The organism is Streptomyces sp. HUAS MS02, from assembly GCF_055702265.1.
Genome location: NZ_CM146747.1, coordinates 5,119,616 through 5,137,298, shown reverse-complemented (window position 1 = coordinate 5,137,298; position 17,683 = coordinate 5,119,616). Strand labels below are relative to the sequence as shown.

Sequence of the window (17,683 nt, the reverse complement as noted above, 5' to 3'; positions counted from 1 at the left end):
TTCCTCCCCGTGGTGATGTCCAAGTGGCTCGATTCTCCCGTACGAGGGCGACCGGTCCTGCCCGGGGTTGCCTCGCAGAGAGTCGGCACGGGACCTGGAAGTGGACCCGGTACGGGACTCAGTCACGTTTGCAGATGCGGTCCAGGAGGTTTGCGGTGGCTCGCTGGACTCGGGTGTCGACGTGGCCCGGTCGGTCCAGAGCGGGGGACCACGCGAACGTTCCGGACGCGAAGACCCAGGCGCCGGAGGGGGCTCGGTAGAGGGAGGTCTCCTGGTGGCGGACGACGTCGTGGGCGTCCCGGTACGGGGAGTGGGCGAGGAGGATACGGCCCTGGTGCTCGGGGAGCGGCGTGCGCGGGAAGTAGCGGTCGGCCTCACCGGCGACCATGCCCTCCAGCTCGTCGTTCTCGTGGGCGCCGGTCGCGTCCCAGAGCCAGTGGTCGGCGTTGCGCACGACCAGGGGGTGGGGGTCGGGGACCCGGCCCTCGTACTGGATGCCCATCAACTGCTGCTCGGGGCGGTCGATTTCGCGCCACAGTGCGGGTTTGCCGGGACCCCGGCGTTTTCGGCAGGTGAGGAGGCGGTCGGGGGCCCCGGACGGGGACGGGCCCAGCTCCACCTGCCAGTACATCGTGTTGGAGGAGAGGAAGACGAGCGAGGTGCCGCCGTCCCGGGCGAGTTCGGCGGTGCGGCGCATCTGCGGCGACCAGTACTCGTCGTGGCCCGGGAACACCAGGCCCCGGTAGCGGGCCGGGTCCACGCGACCGGAGTGCAGGTCGCGGGCGTCGGCGTAGGCCAGGTCGTAGCCGTAGCGCTCGGCCCAGCGGATGAAGTCGTAGGCGTGGCCGACGTGCAGGGGGAGGCCGGCACCGGCGTACGGGCGGTCGAAGGAGACGGTCGTCGCGGCGTCGGACTCACCGAGCAGCCGACCGTTCTCGTCCCAGGCGTGGTAGAGGCTGGCGCCCGTACGCCCGTCCTCCGGATACAGGTTGTAGGCCTGCCAGGTGATGTCCGGGAGCAGGAGCAGCAGGTCGGCCGGGCGGTCGTCGCGGACGGTGAACGGCACGTGGGAGCGGTAACCGTCGGCGGTGGTCAGCACCGCCACGTACGCGCCGGTGTTCCAGTAGCCCGGGATCTGCAGCCGCCAGGAGAGCCACCAGTGATGGCAGGAGACCGTGCGGTCGGCCGTGAGGGGCGGGGGCTGGACGATGCCGGAGAGACGGGGGCTGGTGGTGATCTTCGCGGCGCCGTCGCCGCTGTAGTGGCCGATGCGGTAGATGTCGACGCCGAATTCCTGGGGCGGGTCGACGGTGATGTGGAAGTCGATGGATTCGCCGGGGGCGGCGGCGCCGGTCGCGGTGAAGCCCTTGATCTGGCGGCGCACGTCGTCGGCGGAGCGGGGGCCGCCCGGTGCGGTGCGGGGAGCGGGGACTCGGGCGGGCGCGCGGGTGCGGCCGCCTTTGGCCGGGGCGTCGGCATCGGCCTCCGGCAGGCCCGGCTCCACGTACCAGGGGACGACCTGGCCCGTGTCGTCGAAGTACGTGACATTGCCCCGTAGCCAGGGAACGGGGCCCTGGCCGAAGGGGTCCGTCACGGCGTGGGCGAGTGCGCCCGACTCCCAACGGCGGATGTGGTGCTCCGAGCCCATGAATAGTCCCCTCCCTCGTCCCCCGTGAGATTTCGCAAGCCCTTGCTATGTACGCGATCGGTCCCAGCACATCACATTACGCACGCGCTCCGTCACCGTTCGTTGCTAATTGGCGAGAGTGTGGCGAGAGTGGAACAGGTGGCTCCGGGTGGGGAGTTGGGCTGAGTGGGTGGGCGGTGCTGTGCGGACGCGGGTGGGGCGGTCCGGGCGCGGGTGGGGCGGTCCTGTGGGTTGTTCGACGGGCCGTGAGTCGGTCCGGCGCTTCAGACCATCCCGTGCTGCAGACCATCCCGCGCATCAGCAATCCCACGCCTCAGACCAGGCGGACCGGTTTCTCCGGACGGACGCCGAGGCGGCGGAGCCAGTCGCGGAGGGGGACGGGGTCGCCGTCCTCCACGAGGGTCAGGACCCTGGGGGCGAGGTCGGCCGCTCGTTCGCCGCCGACCAGGAGCGAGGGGCCGTCCAGCCAGTCCAGGCCCGGGGTCGCGCCCGCTGTGTCCATCGCCGCGCAGCAGACCATCGCGGTGACGTGCTCCGCCAACAGCTCACGGCCCGTGCGGGGTGGCTGCATCGGGAACAGCGGCAGCAGCCCGTCGTCCCACAGCGCCCGATCCGGCCCTTGCGCCTCGGCGCCACCGCCCGCGGAGGACGCGGAAGCCGGGGCCGTGGCCTCCTCCCGCGCCAACTCGGCGGTCAGCGCGGCGGCGAGGCCTGCGGACCGGGCGTTGGCCAGACCGGGTTCGTCGTCGTCCTCGCCGAGGTCGGGATCGCCGCCGACGCCGGCGTCGATGCCGGCGTTGATGCCGATATCTGCGCCGGTACGGTGGCCGTGGCCGTGGCCGTGGTCAGCATCGACGCCTGTGCCGTCGGAGCCGTCGCCGTGGCCGGCATCGGCACCTGTGCCGTCATCGCCGTCGCCGTCGCCGTCGCCGTCGCCGCCGAGGTGGGATATGTGGTGCCGGTTCGGTTCCTGGGCGGGGTTGTGTTCATGTCGGCGGTCGGATCGGGGGCCCTCGGGGCCCCGGCCGAGATCGTCGGCTTCCCCGGCGGGCGGCTCGTGCCTGGCGGCGGTAGCGGCGACGGGCGGCTGGTCGGGGGCCGGGGTCGGGGCGGGGCCCGTCAGGGTCGTCGGGGTCGTCAGGTGGTTCAGGACCCGGGAGAGAGTGGGGCCGCCCGGAGCCGGGCCGGTGGGGTCCGGGCTCGGGTCGCTCGCGGTGTGGCTGACGCCCAGGGTGTCGAGGACGCGGTGGAGACGGGCCGCGTCGGTGCGCCATTTGCGGTCCACGACCTCGTCCGGGTACTCGTGCCAGTCGACCGGGGACCAGTCGGCGCCGGATTCGGCGGGGCCGCCGTGGAAGAGTCGGGCCGCGAGAAGGGAGGCGGCCTCATCGACCGTGCCGGGCTCTTCGAGGAGGTCGCAGGCGGGGCGCTCGCCGAGCCGGGAGGCGAAGCCCTCGGCCAGGCGGTCGCGGCGGGACAGCTCCGTGAGCGCGGCGACGACACCCGCGTCCAGACGGGACGGCCAGCGGCCCATCCGCCAGGCGGGCAGCGCGACCCGGGTGAGGAGGCGGTCCCAGCCGGCGTAGGCCAGGCCGACCTGCTCCTGGGCGACGATCCGCAGACCGTAGTCCACAGCCTGTGCACGCTCAGCCGCCGCGGCGGCGACCCCGCGCTCCATCTCCGCCGCGTGCCCCCGGCAACCGCGCAGGAGCAGCCGGGTGACCCAGCCGACCCCCGCCAGCACCGACCGTACGAGCGGGCCGTGCGCCGGCGACGAGGTGACGGCCACGGCCGCGTCCAGTCCACGCACGAAACGGCGGGCCGCAGCTATGTCCGGGTGCGCCGAGGGTCCCGTACCGGCGACGACCGGGGCCAGCACCGCTCGTAGCTCCCCGACCCGCATCCACCACAGGAAGGGTGAGCCGATGACGAGCACCGGGGCGGTGGGTGGGCGGTGTCGGCGGGGAGAGGAGAGTCCGGGCTCCGCACCTGGACGCGGGCCCGAGTTCAGATCTGAGTTCAGATCTGAGCGCAGGCCGGGTGCGGATCCGCGGGCGTCGGTCATCTCGTCGGCCCGGTCGGTGCCCGCGCCGCCGGCGCCCCGGTCGGCCGACTCGGGCCCGGCGGTCTTCGCGCGGGTCGCGGGCGAGCTGTGGGACGGGTGGGTGCGGTCCTCCAGCCAGCTGTCGCAGTCCGGGGTGAGCGCTATCGCGGAGGGGTGCGGGACGTCCAGACGGTCCGCCAGGTCCCGGACCAGGCGGTAGAGATCAGGCGCCGCCTGCTCGGTGATCGAGACCGTGGGGCTCACGGCGGGCCGGGCGCGGGCGACGACGAGCGCGATGCCGGCGGCGGCGAGGAGCACGAGGACGGCGAGGCCGGAGACGATCCAGCTCGCCATGGACCAGGCCGGGCCGGTCAGCTGCCCGGTCGATCTGCCGGCCAGCAGGACGACGGCGGCCGCCGCGGGCAGCAATGCCACGGCCAGCGCCCTGCTGCGGACCCGCAGCACGGCGAGGGCCCGGGAGCGCGCGGCCCGCGCGCCCGCCTCCTCACCATCTGCCATACCGGTCACGACCCGACGTCACCCCCTGCTGTCCCGTGTGGCGCGCACCGCGACAACTGCGACGACTGCTCGTCGAAGTGGTCGCCGCCGAATGCCCTGACGTTGCTCACTCCCCCACTGTGGCACCCACCACTGACATCGCAATGCCGGTGGGCCAAGTGCCGGAACGCTTGCGCCGCACCCTAGTTGGGGGCCCGGCCGCCGTCAGCCGGATGGACCATCGCTCACTCGATGGAATGGCTTTGGGGAGAGGTGAATGACGCTGGGCAAGGATCGGGCCCCGGATTCCAAGGGACTTTCCAGGGGTTCCTGGGGGTCTCCGAGGGATGCCGAGGCCTGGGGTTCGTACCCGTTGGTGATGCTTCGCATGCAGATGTCGCGAAGGGGGCGGATGTGTTCGGTTGTGTGTGCGGGGAGGTCGGCGCAAGTCGCAGGCGCCCTCCCGCTTCGAGCCACCGACCGGCCCGGCAACCGAACGGCTAGCCGGTCACGCCTCGGCGGGTCACGGCTCCGCGGGTCACGGCTCGGCCCGTCACGCCTCCGCCAGTCACGCCTCGGCCGCTGCCTTCGCCGCGATGTCCGAGCGGTGCTGGGAGCCTTCCAGGCCGATGCGGGCCACGGCGGTGTAGGCGCGGTCGCGGGCCTGGGTGAGGTCCTTGCCGGTGGCCGTGACGGAGAGGACACGACCGCCGGCGCTGACGACGTCGGCACCGGCGCGCTTGGTGCCGGCGTGCAGGACGTACGCGTGCGGGGCGTCCACCGCGGCGACCTCGTCGAGGCCGGTGACGGGGTCGCCGGTGCGCGGCGTGCCGGGGTAGTTGTGCGAGGCCACGACGACGGTGACGGCCGCGTCGGCGCTCCACCGCAGGGGCTCGATGTCGCCGAGGGTGCCGTTGGCGGCGGCGAGCAGGACACCGGCCAGCGGGGTCTTGAGACGGGCGAGGACGACCTGGGTCTCCGGGTCGCCGAACCGGGCGTTGAACTCGATCACCCGTACGCCTCGACTGGTGATCGCCAGCCCCGCGTAGAGCAGGCCGGAGAACGGGGTGCCACGGCGCCGCATCTCGTCGACGGTCGGCTGGAGCACGGTCTCCAGAACCTCGTCGACCAGCTTCGGATCGGCCCACGGGAGCGGCGAGTACGCGCCCATGCCGCCGGTGTTGGGGCCCTCGTCGCCGTCGAGCGCGCGCTTGAAGTCCTGCGCGGGCTGGAGGGGGACGACGGTCACGCCGTCGGTGATCGCGAAGAGGGAGACCTCGGGACCGTCCAGGAACTCCTCGATGACGACCCGGCCGCAGGCGAGCGCGTGCTCGCGGGCCTGGCCGAGGTCAGCCGTCACGACGACGCCCTTGCCGGCCGCGAGCCCGTCGTCCTTCACGACGTACGGCGCGCCGAAGGCGTCCAGCGCCTCGTCGATCTCCTCGGCCGTCGTGCAGACGTACGACCGGGCGGTGGGTACGCCGGCCCCGGCCATGACCTCCTTGGCGAAGGCCTTGGAGCCCTCCAGCTGCGCCGCCTCGCCGGACGGACCGAACACCGGGATGCCCGCCTCGCGCACGGCGTCGGCGACACCCGCGACCAGCGGGGCCTCCGGCCCCACGACCACCAGGTCGGCCTCCAGCCGCGTGGCCAGCGCGGCCACGGCGGCGCCGTCCAGCGCGTCGACCGAGTGCGACTCGGCCACCTCCGCGGTGCCCGCGTTGCCGGGGGCGCAGTGGAGTGCGGTGACATCGGGGTCGAGGGACAGCGAACGGCACAGCGCGTGCTCACGAGCACCGGTACCAATGACGAGGACCTTCACGGGGGTCAGCCTAGCCGGAGGGGGTGGGGGGCTTTGTGGGGGCTTCCGAAGGGTGGGACGGCGAGGGTTCGTCGGATCGTACGACTCGCGGCGCGACGCCCCCCTCCTCGCTACTCGTTCGCGATCTCCTCGATCACCGTCGCGCCCAGTTCGCGGACGATCAGGTCGTGGCCGGAGAGGGCGGTCTCGTCGAGGTCGGGATCGTCGTCCTCGGGGATGTCGTCCTCGGGGGAGACGGGCGGGGGCTCCGGAGCCGGGGGCGCCACGGGGGCGGCGGGCTGAGCGGCCGGGGCCGACTGGTGGGGCGCGGCCGCACCCGGGGATGCCGGGCGGGAGGAGGGGGCCGACGCCTGGGGCGGGCCGGGGCGGGTGGACGGGGCCGGGGAGCCGCCGTAGCCACCGGCGCCCGCGCCACCGCCGTAGCCGCCGCCTCCGTAGCCGCCTGCGGCCGGGGCGGGAGACCCGTATCCGCCGGGGGCGGCCGGCGGGGCTGAGCCGCCCGAGGTGTCGACGACGGCCTCGATCTTCCAGTGCACGTTGAACTGCTCGGCCAGGGCCGCGCGCAGGACGTCCTCGCTGCCGCTGCTCGCGAAGTTGTCGCGGGCGCCCGCGTTGACGAAGCCGATCTGCAGGGTGGTGCCGTCGAAGCCGGCCACGTGGGCGTTCTGGCTGAGGAGGATCCAGGTGAAGCGGCGGCGGTTCTTCACCGTCTCCAGGATGTTGGGCCAGAGAGTGCGGGGGTCGGGTCCACCGGGGGCCGGGTTGTAGGCGGCGGTCGGGGCCGGGCCCGCCGCGGGAGGACCGGGCTGGGCGTACGCCGGGGGCGCGGCCGAGGGTGCGGGTGCCGCGGGGCCGGGGGCGGGCGGGGACTGGGCGCCGGGCGCGGAGCCGCCACCGGCGGGCGCGGCGGTCGGCCATCCGCCGGGCCGACGGCCGCTGCCCGCGGCGGCCGGGGTGGGCCAGGAGCCGGGAGCGGCGCCACCGGGGGCGCTCGGGGCGTTGGGGTGGGCGGGGGGCGTGGAACCCGCGCTCGGCTGGGCGTGCGCGGGAGTGGTGGGGGGCCCGGCAGGGGCACCGCTCGCGGCGGCGGCCGGGGCGACGGGCGCACCCTCGTGGGGTGCGGCGGGAGCCACGCCGGCGGGGCCGTTCCCGCCCGGGCCGGCTGCCGGTGCTCCGGCGCCGCCGCCGGAGCCGTACCCGTCCGAACCGGAACCGGGAACGGGGCCGTGGCTTTGGCCTGGGCCGGCACCCTGCGCGCCCGGTGTTCCGCCGCCGTGACCGGAGCCGGGAGCGGACCCGGCCCCCGCCCCGCGAACCGCGGCCCGAGCCGCCGCGGCCCCACCGCCCGGCGGAACCTGCGCGACGGCCGGAGCCTGGGCGCCGTGCGGGGCCGAGGGAGCCTGCGGGGCCGAGGGAGCCTGCGAATGCGCAGCCATGCCCATGGGCTGGGCCGCTCCCCCGTGCGCGTCGGGCCCGGGCACGTAACCCATGGCCGGGGCCGAGCCGCCGCCGGAGAAGTTCACCCCGCGTTCCAGGCGGTCCAGGCGGGCCATGACGGATCGTTCGTCGCCGTAGGTGGCGGGGAGGAGTACGCGGGCGCAGATCAGTTCGAGCTGGAGGCGGGGCGAGTTGGCGCCGCGCATCTCGGTGAGGCCCTCGTTGACGAGGTCGGCGGCGCGGCTGAGCTCGGCGGCGCCGAAGACGCCGGCCTGGGCCCGCATCCGCTCCAGGACCTCGGCGGGGGCGTCGATGAGGCCCTTGTCGATGGCGTCCGGCACGGCGGCCAGGATCACCAGGTCCCGCAGCCGCTCCAGCAGGTCGGCGACGAACCGCCGCGGGTCGTTGCCACCCTCGATGACGTGGTCGACGACCTCGAAGGCCGCGGCCCCGTCCCCGGCGGCGAAGGCCTCGACGACCGAGTCGAGCAACGAGCCGTCCGTGTAGCCGAGCAGCGATGTGGCCATGGCGTAGGTCACGCCCTCGTCCGTCGCGCCGGCCAGCAGCTGGTCCATGACGGACATCGAGTCACGCACGGAGCCGGCTCCGGCGCGCACGACCAGGGGGAGGACCCCCTCCTCGACCGGGATCTTCTCCTTGCCGCAGACCTCGCCGAGGTACTCACGGAGCGTGCCGGGCGGGACGAGCCGGAACGGATAGTGGTGGGTGCGCGACCGGATGGTCCCGATGACCTTCTCGGGCTCGGTGGTCGCGAAGATGAACTTGAGGTGCTCCGGCGGCTCCTCGACGACCTTCAGCAGCGCGTTGAAGCCGGCCGACGTGACCATGTGGGCCTCGTCGATGATGTAGATCTTGTACCGGCTGCTCGCAGGTCCGAAGAAGGCCTTCTCCCGCAGCTCACGGGCGTCGTCCACGCCACCGTGCGAGGCGGCGTCGATCTCGATGACGTCGATCGACCCCGGTCCGTTGCGGGCGAGGTCCTGGCAGGACTGGCACTCACCGCACGGCGTGGGGGTGGGGCCCTGCTCGCAGTTCAGACAGCGGGCCAGGATGCGCGCGCTGGTCGTCTTCCCGCACCCGCGCGGCCCGCTGAACAGGTACGCGTGATTGACCCGGTTGTTCCGCAACGCCTGCTGCAGCGGGCCGGTGACATGCTCCTGCCCGATGACCTCGGCGAACGACTCCGGGCGATAACGGCGGTACAGCGCGAGAGACGACACGCATACGAGGTTATAGGCGCCCACTGACAAACCCGGCGCCCGAGACGACGAAGACCCCTCACGCACCCACCAGAGCCAACCTACCCTTGCTGCCTTCCGGCCCTGGGGGAGTTCAGTCAGATAGCGCCGCGTGAGGGGCTGACCCCAGCGTACCCGATCCCCGGGGGCCACCGACCCGCCTCCCCACCCCTGGCTCCCGCCTCGCCCCCACCTTGATCACCGACCGTCGAACGAGTTCGCAAGCACCCTCCGCCGTCATGTAATGTTCCTGGCGGAGGATTCGCCTAGAGGCCTAGGGCGCACGCTTGGAAAGCGTGTTGGGGGCAACCCCTCACGAGTTCGAATCTCGTATCCTCCGCCAGTGCCTCACCGGGCACGATGTCGAAGGGCCCCACCGCTTGCGGTGGGGCCCTTCGACGGTTGCAGTCTCATCTACAGTCTCAACGCGATTCTGCGGAGCCTTCCGGGCCGCTCTCGTCGGCAGCCTTGGCCACCTCCCAGATGAGACCGCCGACCCGCTGCGCCACGTCGGCCAGGATGCCTCCCGTCACGTGCTGGTAGCGGGCCGCCATCGCGGTGGATGACCACCCCATGATCTGCATCACGACCCGTTCCGGAACGCCGAGGATGAGCAGGACCGTGGCCGCGGTGTGCCGGGCATCGTGCAGCCGGCCGTCCCGCACCTTGGCATCGGTGAGTAGCTGTTTCCATGCGTCGTAGTCCGTGCTGGGTACCAGCGGCTCACCCACGGGAGATGTGAAGACGAAACCGGTCTCGCGCCACTCCTGTGCGGCCAGCCGACGTTCCCTGTCCTGCTCCTTGCGGTGCAGTTCCAGCAGCCGGACCAATTCGCCGGGCACACCGATCACCCGGCGGCCGGCCCGCGATTTGGTGTTGGCCGTGTCCTCGTTCTTCCGGACCCGCTGTTTGCAGTACCCGGGCTTTCGGCCGCAGTCTCCCCCGCAGCCGTGGAGGTACTTCGGCCGCAGCCTGTTTTTCCTCACGCGGAGAATGCCGTTCTGAAGGTCGACATCCGACCAGCGCAGTCCGAGGGCTTCGCCCTGCCGCAGTCCCAGGGCGAGAGCGATGGACCAACGGGCACTGTTGCGCAGCTTGGCAGCCTCTGAGAGGAGGCGCTGTACTTCCTCGATGTCGTACGGCTCCACCTCCTCTTCCTCGATCCTCGGAGGCACCGCGAGCGTCGCGACATTCCGGGTCACATGGCCGCGGCGAAGGGCATGGTTCAGAGCCGTCCGCATCGTGCGGTGCGCCTGGTGAGCCGTGGCGGCCTTGCTCCCGTTGACCTGCATCTTCGTGTAGAAGCGTTCCAGGTGTTCAGGCTCCAATTTGTCCAGCCGGTGAGCACCTACACCGGGGATCAAGTGCACCCGCACGGCCACCTCGTACCCGGCGTACGTGTTCTCCCGCACTGACGGCTTGGCGATCTCCTCCACCCAGTGCAGCAGCCATGCCTGGACGGTCCACGGTCGACCGGGCTTACGAACCTTCCCCTCGTCGCGCTGTTTCTCCAGCGCACGGACTTTCTTGATGACCTCGGCTTCGCTGACCTTGCTGCTGACGTGGCGCCGGTCGGGCTTTCCGTCGTCGCAAACGCCGACCGTGACGCGGCCGTGCCAGTAACCGTCTTTGCCGAAGTAGATGGACGATGCGCCGTCGGGGCGCTTGGCGCGCTTGGCCATGGGACTCCTTACGCGACTGCGTTTGTGGATCGCGACTGCATGCGCTGAGCGAGGTAGTCGCTGAGCGCCTGGACGGGAACTCGACGGGACCGACCGATCGGCACGGTCTGCACGGCGCCCTCTCGAATGAGGGCGTACATCGTGGTTCGACCAATGCTCAGCCGACGAGCGGCTTCCTCCACCCTCACCGCGAGGAGAGTGGGGTCGAAGTCGTCTACAGGGGGGGCCACTTCGGAATGGACTACGGCGAGCTTGCGCGCCTGATCGCCTGTCACTGGTCTCGACTCCTTCAAGGCCAAGAGAGCCCTCCCGGCTCTCCTCTGGGTAATCCGCCACGTCCGCCACGCCGCCACATCGCAGGTCAGAGCCTTGATCGTGTGGCGGATAGCGGTTTTGTGGCGGATGGGTGCCGCCACACCCGGCAGGTGTGGCGGCTTCGAAGGTGCTGGTGGGCTATCCGGCGAGGGTGGGCTGTGTGGCGGTTTCCGCAGGCGTGTGGCGGATGGCTGTGGCGGTATCCGCCACGAGTTCACCCTCGTTGACCTGCGGTGTGGCGGACGTGGCGGACGTGGCGGATTCTCCGGGGGACGGAGGGCAGTACCGGTTCCAGGCGTCCGTGAGGTCTTCCGCGTAGTAGCCCTTGGGGAAGCCGGACGGGGTGCGGATACCGCGCGGCTTGATCGGCTTGAGGCCGGGGGTGACGTACTGACCGAGCATCCGGGCGAGGCTGCGGGCGTTGATCGGCTTGTCGTCGAGGTCGCCCCACGGGCTTTCGTCCATGCGCAGCAGGCATTCGATGATGGCTCCGGTCGGCATCCGGTCGATGCCGCAGAACACCTTGTCGCGCAGGTCGGTCAGCAGGCGGACCCCGAGCGAGGCTTCGTCGTTGTCGTGGGCTGTCCTGATCAGCTCCAGGCATGCGGCGCGGGCCCGCTTGGGCCAGTCGCCGCCGGCCGCGTCCGCGACGGCGAGCAGGGGCTCCCATACGTCGGCGGGTCGGTCGGAGACTCCCTCGGGCATTTCGGGCCAGGCATCGGCGACTTGGTCGCGGACGGTGTCGGCCCACTTGGCAAGCCGCTTGCGCAGGGTGTGTCCCTGCTTCTCGTGGATGCGCTGGCGGTAGGGCTCGACCTTTTCGTTCGGGGCGCGCTTGCGCATACGGACGATGACCGAGCGGGTCAGCACGGTGTCGGGCAGCGAACCGAGTCCGGCCATGGCGACTGCGCAGTAGGAACCGAAGACCTGCGCGTTCTGGTTGGAGCCGTCTCCGACGCAGCGCAGGGCACCGCCGATACGGCGGTATCCGGCGTTCAGGAATCCGCGCAGGGCCTCATCGGCGCCGGCCTTCGGGCCAAAGATGGTGTCCACCTCGTCGAAGAGCACGGTGGGCAGTCCTTCGGCGGAGTCGACCAGCCGGTAGAGGGCGTTGGCGGATGCGGACACCGTGGCGACCGGGCGAGGGGTGAGGAGTTCCACGATCTCCAGCGCGCGGGACTTTCCCGATCCCGGCTCCGGGGACAGGAACGCGATCCGGGGCGTGGTCTCGAAGCAGTCGATCAGGTGGGCGTGCGCGTCCCAGAGCACGACGGCGACGTAGGCGGCTTCGGTGGGGAAGATGTTGAAGCGGCGGTGGAAGGCTTCCACCTCGTCGAGCAGCGCGGCCCCGTCGATGGCGGTCGTGGTGGGGGTCGGGTCGGTCATGCGGCGGCCCTTCCTTCCTGGGGAGTGCGGAGCGGGCAGGTGTCGCGGTGGGCTTCGTGGTCGTCGATCAGGGCGAGCACCTTGGCGCGGCCGACGGCGCTGCGGTCCCTGCCGCACAGGCACTTCGAGGTGGCGGTGGGCGTGGCGCCGCGCGGCGCGACGATGTGCAGCCACGCGACGGGGTACCGGCCATCACCGCGGCGAGGGTCAGGGCGAACAGCAGTAGGGGCGCCCTTGCGGGCGCCTTTCGGCTCGCCTACGGCCGGTCCGGGAGCGGCCGGTTCGGCGGGGCGCGGGCCGCTCGTTGCCGGTTGGCCTTCCAAGGGGCGGCGGGGAGGGGTGTTCATGCCGTCTCCCGGGGGCGGGCCTTGCGCAGGGAGCTGTCCAGGGCGCTGCGGATCGTGGCGCGGCATTCCGCAGCGGTGAGTCCCCGGGCCTCTCCAGCCGCTTGGAAGGCGTCTTCTGCCACGTGCCGGGGGAGGTCGCCCCACGCGACGAACCGCCCCACCTTGAACGCGCACCGGTTGAGTGTGATGTTGCGCTGCTTGTCCGGCGCCGCCGTGACGACCGCGCATTCGGCTTCCAGCGCAGCCAGCGCAGCACGGCTGCCATCGACGGCAGGCAGCCGCAAGGGCGCCGCAGGGCGTGCGGGGGCCGGTCGCAGCAACTCCAGCAGCCATCCCGGAAGTGGTGCCGGGGCGGTGTCGTTGACGGTCTCGTACGAGCCGCCCGGGGTCACGCTGCCTGCGGCGACGACGTATCCGCCCCATGCCCGGGTGTCGACCAGCGGGGCGAGGGTGCCCGCGGTGTTGCCCAGCCGGACGCCGGCCGGGGCGGTGAAGTACAGGTGCTGTCCGCCGCTCGCGGTCCGGGTGCGGTAGGTGTCGGGGACGGTGTGCCCGGTGCGCTCGCAGAGCGCCTTGAAGGTCGTCGCGCCGTCAGGCGCGTCCGCACTGCTGTTGTCCTGGTCCTTGGGTACGTCCAGGTCGACGACGACCAGCCCGGAGGGGCCGGTGGCGAGGCCGATGTTCGCAGGGCTGGTCTCCCAGCACTGTGTGATGCGGTGCGGGTCGAGGGTCGCCCGTTCCTGCCACTTCAGGTGACCGCCAGCGCAGTCGCCGGTGGTGCGGCACCGGTCGGCCCCGTGAAGGGCGGGCCGCTTCGTGCCGGGGCGCAGCGGGAAGACGCGCCACCCTCGTTGTGCGGCGTCCAGCGCTGCGCGTAGCAGCGCGGATCGGGGGTCATGGGTCATGCTAGAGACCTCCAACAGGTCTGTTGAGGACTGGTTGGCAAGGGCGGCCCCGCGTTCTTTGGCGAGAGGTGGGGGCCGCCCTTGGCGTAGCTAGGTGTTCTTGGAGCGGGCGAGGCGGAGGGTGATGCCGCCGATCCCGATCGGTCCGGCCGCGGCGGCGATGACGGTGGCGGTGTGAGCGGCGGCGTCCAGCAGGAAGCACAGGGCGGCGACCAGTCCCCACCCACCGACGACGACGGCGCCGACGATGGCGAACGGGATGAGCAGGCGTCGCCACGGGATGCCGGTCTGGGCGGTGGTCGGGACGAGGATGACGAGCGGCTGTCCGGTGGCTTGGGCGCGGCGGTAGTCGTCGGCGGGGATGTGCGGGGCCATCTGGCCGGGCGGGGTGTGCTGGCTCATTTCTGGCTCCCTCGGGGTGTGCCGCGGGCCCGCGCCGACAGGTGGGCGGGCCCGTGCGGATGGGTGGGTTGCTTGTCGTGTGGCTTGTCGTCCTTCTTGTCGCGTGCTTGTCGTCTGACTTGTCGCTTGTCTTGTCTTGTCGCTTGTCGCCTCCCAGCTCACAAGCCATATCCGGGCCCCACAGACCCGCTGACAGGCATGTGGGGAGCCGGGGGCGACAAGCGACAAGTGATCAGTCGTCCGTCGCGTGGGAGTGGTGGACGTAGCGGGCTTTGGTGCCCTCTCCGACGCGGACGCACGTGCCGTCTCGCATCCACGTTTTCAGCCAGCCGACGACCGTCTGACGGGTCGTGCCGTAGGTGTCGGCGAGCGCCCGGGCGATCGCGGACGCTCCGGTGCCAGCCCGTCCGGCGGCGAGCAGTGCGGCGAGCGCGGCCTGTTGCGCGGGGCTGTCCTGCTCGCCCCGCAACGCCGACAGATTCAACCCACCGGCCGCCGGAGGCTCCTCGGTGCCAGGGGTGTTCGGCTCGGAGGCGGTGGCGAACTGAGCATCGATCTCCGCCCGGAAACGGGCGAGCATCTCGTCCTCCGGCGAGACTCGCGTCGGCTCCCGCCCGCTGAGCGCGGACAGCCGCAGACCCGTACCCGCGCCGGACGAACCAGCGGTGGCGTGGTCGTCGTCGGGGGTGTGGTCGAGCATCCACGCGGTGCGGCCGGCGTCCCACCGGCGGGCGTAGGCGGGCCCGGCCGCCTTGGCGGAGATCTCGTCCAGGCGGGGGTGCCGGTCGCTCGTGGCGGTGGTGATCTCGCGGATCTGGTTGGGCAGGATCCGCCACGCCTTGAACAGCCCTGCCGGGGACTCCGGGGTGCCCATGAACCCGGCCCCCTTGTACGGGGCCTGCTCCACCCGCAGACCCCTGCGGCCGGGGAACAGCTTGCCCAGGTCCATGCCCTCGGTTTCCCCACCGGTGAGCGCGACGCGTACCTTGCCCTCACGGCGGATCATCAGGTTCCCCAGCACACTGCCGGTGGCCCCGAGCGCGGTCAGTACGGTGCGTACGCCCATGGCGCGGAGCATCCGGATGACTTCCAGGATCTTCTTCGCCAGTTCCTTCATCTGCCGGTCGGTGCTCACCAGGATCTCCGCGCCCTCGTCGATCACCAGCAGAATCTGCGGAATCTTCGGACTGACGGGGAGGAGATCGGTGTTCGCCTTGGCCAGCAGGTCCTGGTACGCCTTCTTGCGGTGCAGGCCGATCGCGAGGGCGGCGTCGAGCATGGTGAGGGCTTCCTCGTGGGTGCCGGCGAGCCAGTCGATACCGGGCCGCACCGGCTTGCCGTCCTCCCCTTTGATCTCCCCTTTCAGTGCCGGGAGGACCCAGGGCAGGCCGGCGGATCCGGCGTTGAGGTCGATGACCCAGGTCAGGACGTCCTCGGCGCGGGCGAACCCGGCCAGGATCGTGTGGACCATGTTCGTCTTGCCCGACCCGGTCGGCCCGACGACCAGCGCGCACTGCTCCCGCAGGTAGGCGGCCACCGTCTCGCCGTTCGTGCGCACCCCCCACGGCAGACCGGTGAGGACCGAGAGCGGCCCGTAGTCGTCGGGGTAGGGGCAGTCATCCTTGAGGACGTTGACGGTGGTCACGTCCAGGATGGTGCGGCCCTGGTGGATCCCGGGCCCGGCGGTGGCGGTGCAGCCGTGCGGCAGCTTGGCATCGGCGGACAGGGCTACCGAGTGTTGGGCGATGCGGTCGTAGGTGATGCCGCCCTGGGGTTCGAGGTCGAGGGAGTACCCGGCCCCGGTCTCCCACTTCTCCACACCCAGCACCCGCACCGTGATGTGGCAGATCCGCTGGATCCGCTCGATCCATTCGGCAGCGATCGCCCGCCGCTCAACGGACAACTCCCGCATGATCTGCCGCTGCTCGACAGCGAGCGCTTCCGCCTCGCGCGCTTCCTCGTACAGGGCAGCGGAGCGGGCGGCGGCCCCGATCCCGACCCCGATAGTGGCCAGCGACCCGAGGGCGGCCCAGGTGAGCGGGCCGTGGGTCATGGCCCACGTGGTCCATCCCGCTCCGACGAGCCAGGAGGCGGCGCGGGTGGCCAGGGTGCGGCCGGCGTTGCGCACCCGCAGGCCGGCGACGGTGTGACCGAGGGCGCCGGCGGCGCTGACGGCGAGCGCCCAGCCGGGCGGCATGCTGGTGGCGGCGCCGACGGTGGCGACGGCGAAGGCTCCGGTGGTAGCGGACAGAGCGCCGGTCACAGGTCCGTGACCGGCCGCCCAATCCAGCACCGGCCCACTGCTGACGTGCTGCTTCTTTGCGGTGGCGGTGCTGCTCATCTCAGACGTTCCAGCCCTTCTCAGCCTCGGGTCCGTTGCGGGGGTCCTCGTGGCGGGCGATGTCCTGCTCGTGCGCCTGCCGGAACAGCGGCCCCATGTCCTCCGCCACGGCCACGGCGCTCATCACGGCGCCGAAGATGTCGTTGAAGCCGTCCGCGACTTCCTTCTCCAGCGGAAACTCCGAGTCGGAACGCTCCGCGAGGATCTTCATCACGTTCGCCACGCTGGTCAGCGCGGCCGGGAGTCCCTCGACCATGGCCAGGATCTCCATGGCGTTCTCGGGGTCGTAGGCGTTGGCGGCCTGCTCCATCTCCTCAGCCGCCTCTTCGAACCGGAAACCAGACACGTTCTCTCCTTCACTGACCTGGGATGTTGCAGGGGTCGGAACGTTCGCGGCCGGCCGCTCGACCTGATGGGCAATACCGCCGGTGCCGTCCTCGGTGGCTTCGGCATCGGCGGCGGCTTCCTCCTCGCGGAGGGTCTTGCGGGTGTTCTCGTCGCGCTCCGCGGCCTGCTCGGCAGCCGCATCGACCATCCGCCGATACAGGCGACGGCCGGGGTGCATCAGCCACCCGATGCCGAACTTCCGGCCGATCGGGGTGGTGATCAGTCCCAGCAGACCGAGGGGGAAGGCGAGCAGCGCGGCGAGCAGGCGGCGGCCCTGGAACCGGGCCGCCGACCGGCGCAGCGCGCGCCGGGCGGCCTTGCGGGCCGGCGCCTTACGCACGGCGGCACGCTGCGCCTTCACGGTGGCGCCGGTCTTCGCGTCGCGCTGCGCACGAGACTTGGCGACAGCCGTGTCCCGCGCGGCCCGCGCCTTCCGCACGGCGCCACCCATCACACGACCGGCCAGCCCCGCCCGCTTCCCCGAACCGGACCTACCGGCCGCGGCTTTGGCGTTGCGGCGAGCGTCGGCGACCGCGCGCCGGGCGGTGGTGGTCTGCGCCCGCTGCCCGGCCCGCGAACCAGCCGCGGCCTTCTGCGCAGCGCGCAGCGCCTTGACCTGCCCAGCCTTACCCGCAGCCTTCGACGCGCCGCCGGGCTTGTTCTTGGCGGGGTTGCTGCCGGTCTTGCTGCGGGTTTTGCCGCTGGTCGCGGTGCTGGCGTGACCGGCGGCGGGGCCGGTGGTGCGGCGGTGCTGGCCGGGCGCCTTGCCCGACCGGCCACCGGACCCACCGGCACGAGCACCGGCCGAACGACCACCCGCACCGCGGGTGCCGGTACCGCTGCTGCGCAGGCCCGCGCTGCGGGCGGCGTTACGGCCTGCTGTGCGGGCGGCGTCGCGGCGGGGGTTGGGGGTGCGGGAGCGGGCGGCGGCGACGGTGCCGAGGACGACCATGCCGGTCGCGGCCACCATGGCGGCGACCGGGCCGCCGACCAGGGAGGCGGCGGCGACGGTGCCCACCGTGCTGTTCGCCCCGGACAGGGCCAGCGGCACGATCGGCCAGCCGCCCGGGGTGTGCTCCACATCCTTCGCTTCCTTCACTGCCGGAGTGGGCGGGGTGTCGGGCGGCGGGGGCGGGGAATCGGTCGGTGCCGGCTGAACGGCTACCGGCTCCGTACTGAGTTCCGTCATGCTGAGTGCACTCCTTCGCGG

The 17,683-nt window shown here is 72.1% G+C and carries 12 protein-coding genes, 1 tRNA gene and 1 other RNA gene; 1 reads left to right on the top strand and 13 read right to left on the bottom strand.

What is annotated here, in order from left to right:
- Nucleotides 1-118: 118 nt before the first annotated feature.
- The 5 genes from ACZ9QC_RS22030 to ffs all read right to left on the bottom strand — a co-directional run bounded on the left by ACZ9QC_RS22030 (nucleotide 119) and on the right by ffs (nucleotide 8,833).
- Nucleotides 119-1,648: a N,N-dimethylformamidase beta subunit family domain-containing protein gene (locus ACZ9QC_RS22030; RefSeq protein WP_472914703.1), complete on the bottom strand. Its 1,530-nt coding sequence runs from the start codon at nucleotides 1,646-1,648 to the stop codon at nucleotides 119-121.
- A gap of 313 nt (nucleotides 1,649-1,961) precedes the next feature.
- Nucleotides 1,962-4,211 (bottom strand): hypothetical protein, encoded by a 2,250-nt coding sequence (locus tag ACZ9QC_RS22025; protein WP_472914702.1) that lies wholly within the window; start codon nucleotides 4,209-4,211, stop codon nucleotides 1,962-1,964.
- Nucleotides 4,212-4,758: 547 nt separating this feature from the next.
- The gene (gene purD, locus ACZ9QC_RS22020) at nucleotides 4,759-6,012 is read right to left on the bottom strand and encodes a phosphoribosylamine--glycine ligase (protein ID WP_472914701.1); all 1,254 of its coding nucleotides are present in this window, start codon (nucleotides 6,010-6,012) and stop codon (nucleotides 4,759-4,761) included.
- A gap of 110 nt (nucleotides 6,013-6,122) precedes the next feature.
- Nucleotides 6,123-8,690, bottom strand: coding sequence for a DNA polymerase III subunit gamma and tau (locus tag ACZ9QC_RS22015; protein WP_472914700.1), 2,568 nt, complete (start codon nucleotides 8,688-8,690; stop codon nucleotides 6,123-6,125).
- A gap of 46 nt (nucleotides 8,691-8,736) precedes the next feature.
- Nucleotides 8,737-8,833, bottom strand: an RNA gene (gene ffs, locus ACZ9QC_RS22010) — signal recognition particle sRNA small type.
- A gap of 130 nt (nucleotides 8,834-8,963) precedes the next feature.
- Between ffs and ACZ9QC_RS22005 the strand changes: the two genes are divergently transcribed.
- Nucleotides 8,964-9,051: transfer RNA gene (locus tag ACZ9QC_RS22005), tRNA-Ser, on the top strand.
- Nucleotides 9,052-9,130: 79 nt separating this feature from the next.
- On the opposite strand, the gene ACZ9QC_RS22000 is transcribed toward ACZ9QC_RS22005, so the two are convergent.
- The 8 genes from ACZ9QC_RS22000 to ACZ9QC_RS21965 all read right to left on the bottom strand — a co-directional run bounded on the left by ACZ9QC_RS22000 (nucleotide 9,131) and on the right by ACZ9QC_RS21965 (nucleotide 17,662).
- Nucleotides 9,131-10,390 (bottom strand): tyrosine-type recombinase/integrase, encoded by a 1,260-nt coding sequence (locus ACZ9QC_RS22000; protein WP_472914699.1) that lies wholly within the window; start codon nucleotides 10,388-10,390, stop codon nucleotides 9,131-9,133.
- A gap of 8 nt (nucleotides 10,391-10,398) precedes the next feature.
- The gene (locus ACZ9QC_RS21995) at nucleotides 10,399-10,665 is read right to left on the bottom strand and encodes a helix-turn-helix domain-containing protein (RefSeq protein ID WP_472921760.1); all 267 of its coding nucleotides are present in this window, start codon (nucleotides 10,663-10,665) and stop codon (nucleotides 10,399-10,401) included.
- Nucleotides 10,666-10,843: 178 nt separating this feature from the next.
- A complete protein-coding gene (locus ACZ9QC_RS21990; RefSeq protein WP_472914698.1) occupies nucleotides 10,844-12,091 on the bottom strand; it encodes a DUF3631 domain-containing protein in 1,248 nt (415 codons plus the stop codon).
- Nucleotides 12,088-12,438, bottom strand: a complete 351-nt coding sequence (locus ACZ9QC_RS21985) for a hypothetical protein (protein ID WP_472914697.1) — start codon at nucleotides 12,436-12,438, stop codon at nucleotides 12,088-12,090. Before ACZ9QC_RS21985 ends, ACZ9QC_RS21990 begins: the two co-directional genes overlap by 4 nt.
- The gene (locus ACZ9QC_RS21980; protein ID WP_472914696.1) at nucleotides 12,435-13,343 is read right to left on the bottom strand and encodes a bifunctional DNA primase/polymerase; all 909 of its coding nucleotides are present in this window, start codon (nucleotides 13,341-13,343) and stop codon (nucleotides 12,435-12,437) included. Before ACZ9QC_RS21980 ends, ACZ9QC_RS21985 begins: the two co-directional genes overlap by 4 nt.
- 90 nt (nucleotides 13,344-13,433) lie before the next feature.
- Nucleotides 13,434-13,745: a hypothetical protein gene (locus ACZ9QC_RS21975; protein WP_472914695.1), complete on the bottom strand. Its 312-nt coding sequence runs from the start codon at nucleotides 13,743-13,745 to the stop codon at nucleotides 13,434-13,436.
- A gap of 232 nt (nucleotides 13,746-13,977) precedes the next feature.
- The gene (locus ACZ9QC_RS21970) at nucleotides 13,978-16,086 is read right to left on the bottom strand and encodes a hypothetical protein (protein ID WP_472914694.1); all 2,109 of its coding nucleotides are present in this window, start codon (nucleotides 16,084-16,086) and stop codon (nucleotides 13,978-13,980) included.
- Between the two features lies 1 nt (nucleotide 16,087).
- Nucleotides 16,088-17,662: a hypothetical protein gene (locus ACZ9QC_RS21965; protein WP_472914693.1), complete on the bottom strand. Its 1,575-nt coding sequence runs from the start codon at nucleotides 17,660-17,662 to the stop codon at nucleotides 16,088-16,090.
- Nucleotides 17,663-17,683: the final 21 nt, after the last annotated feature.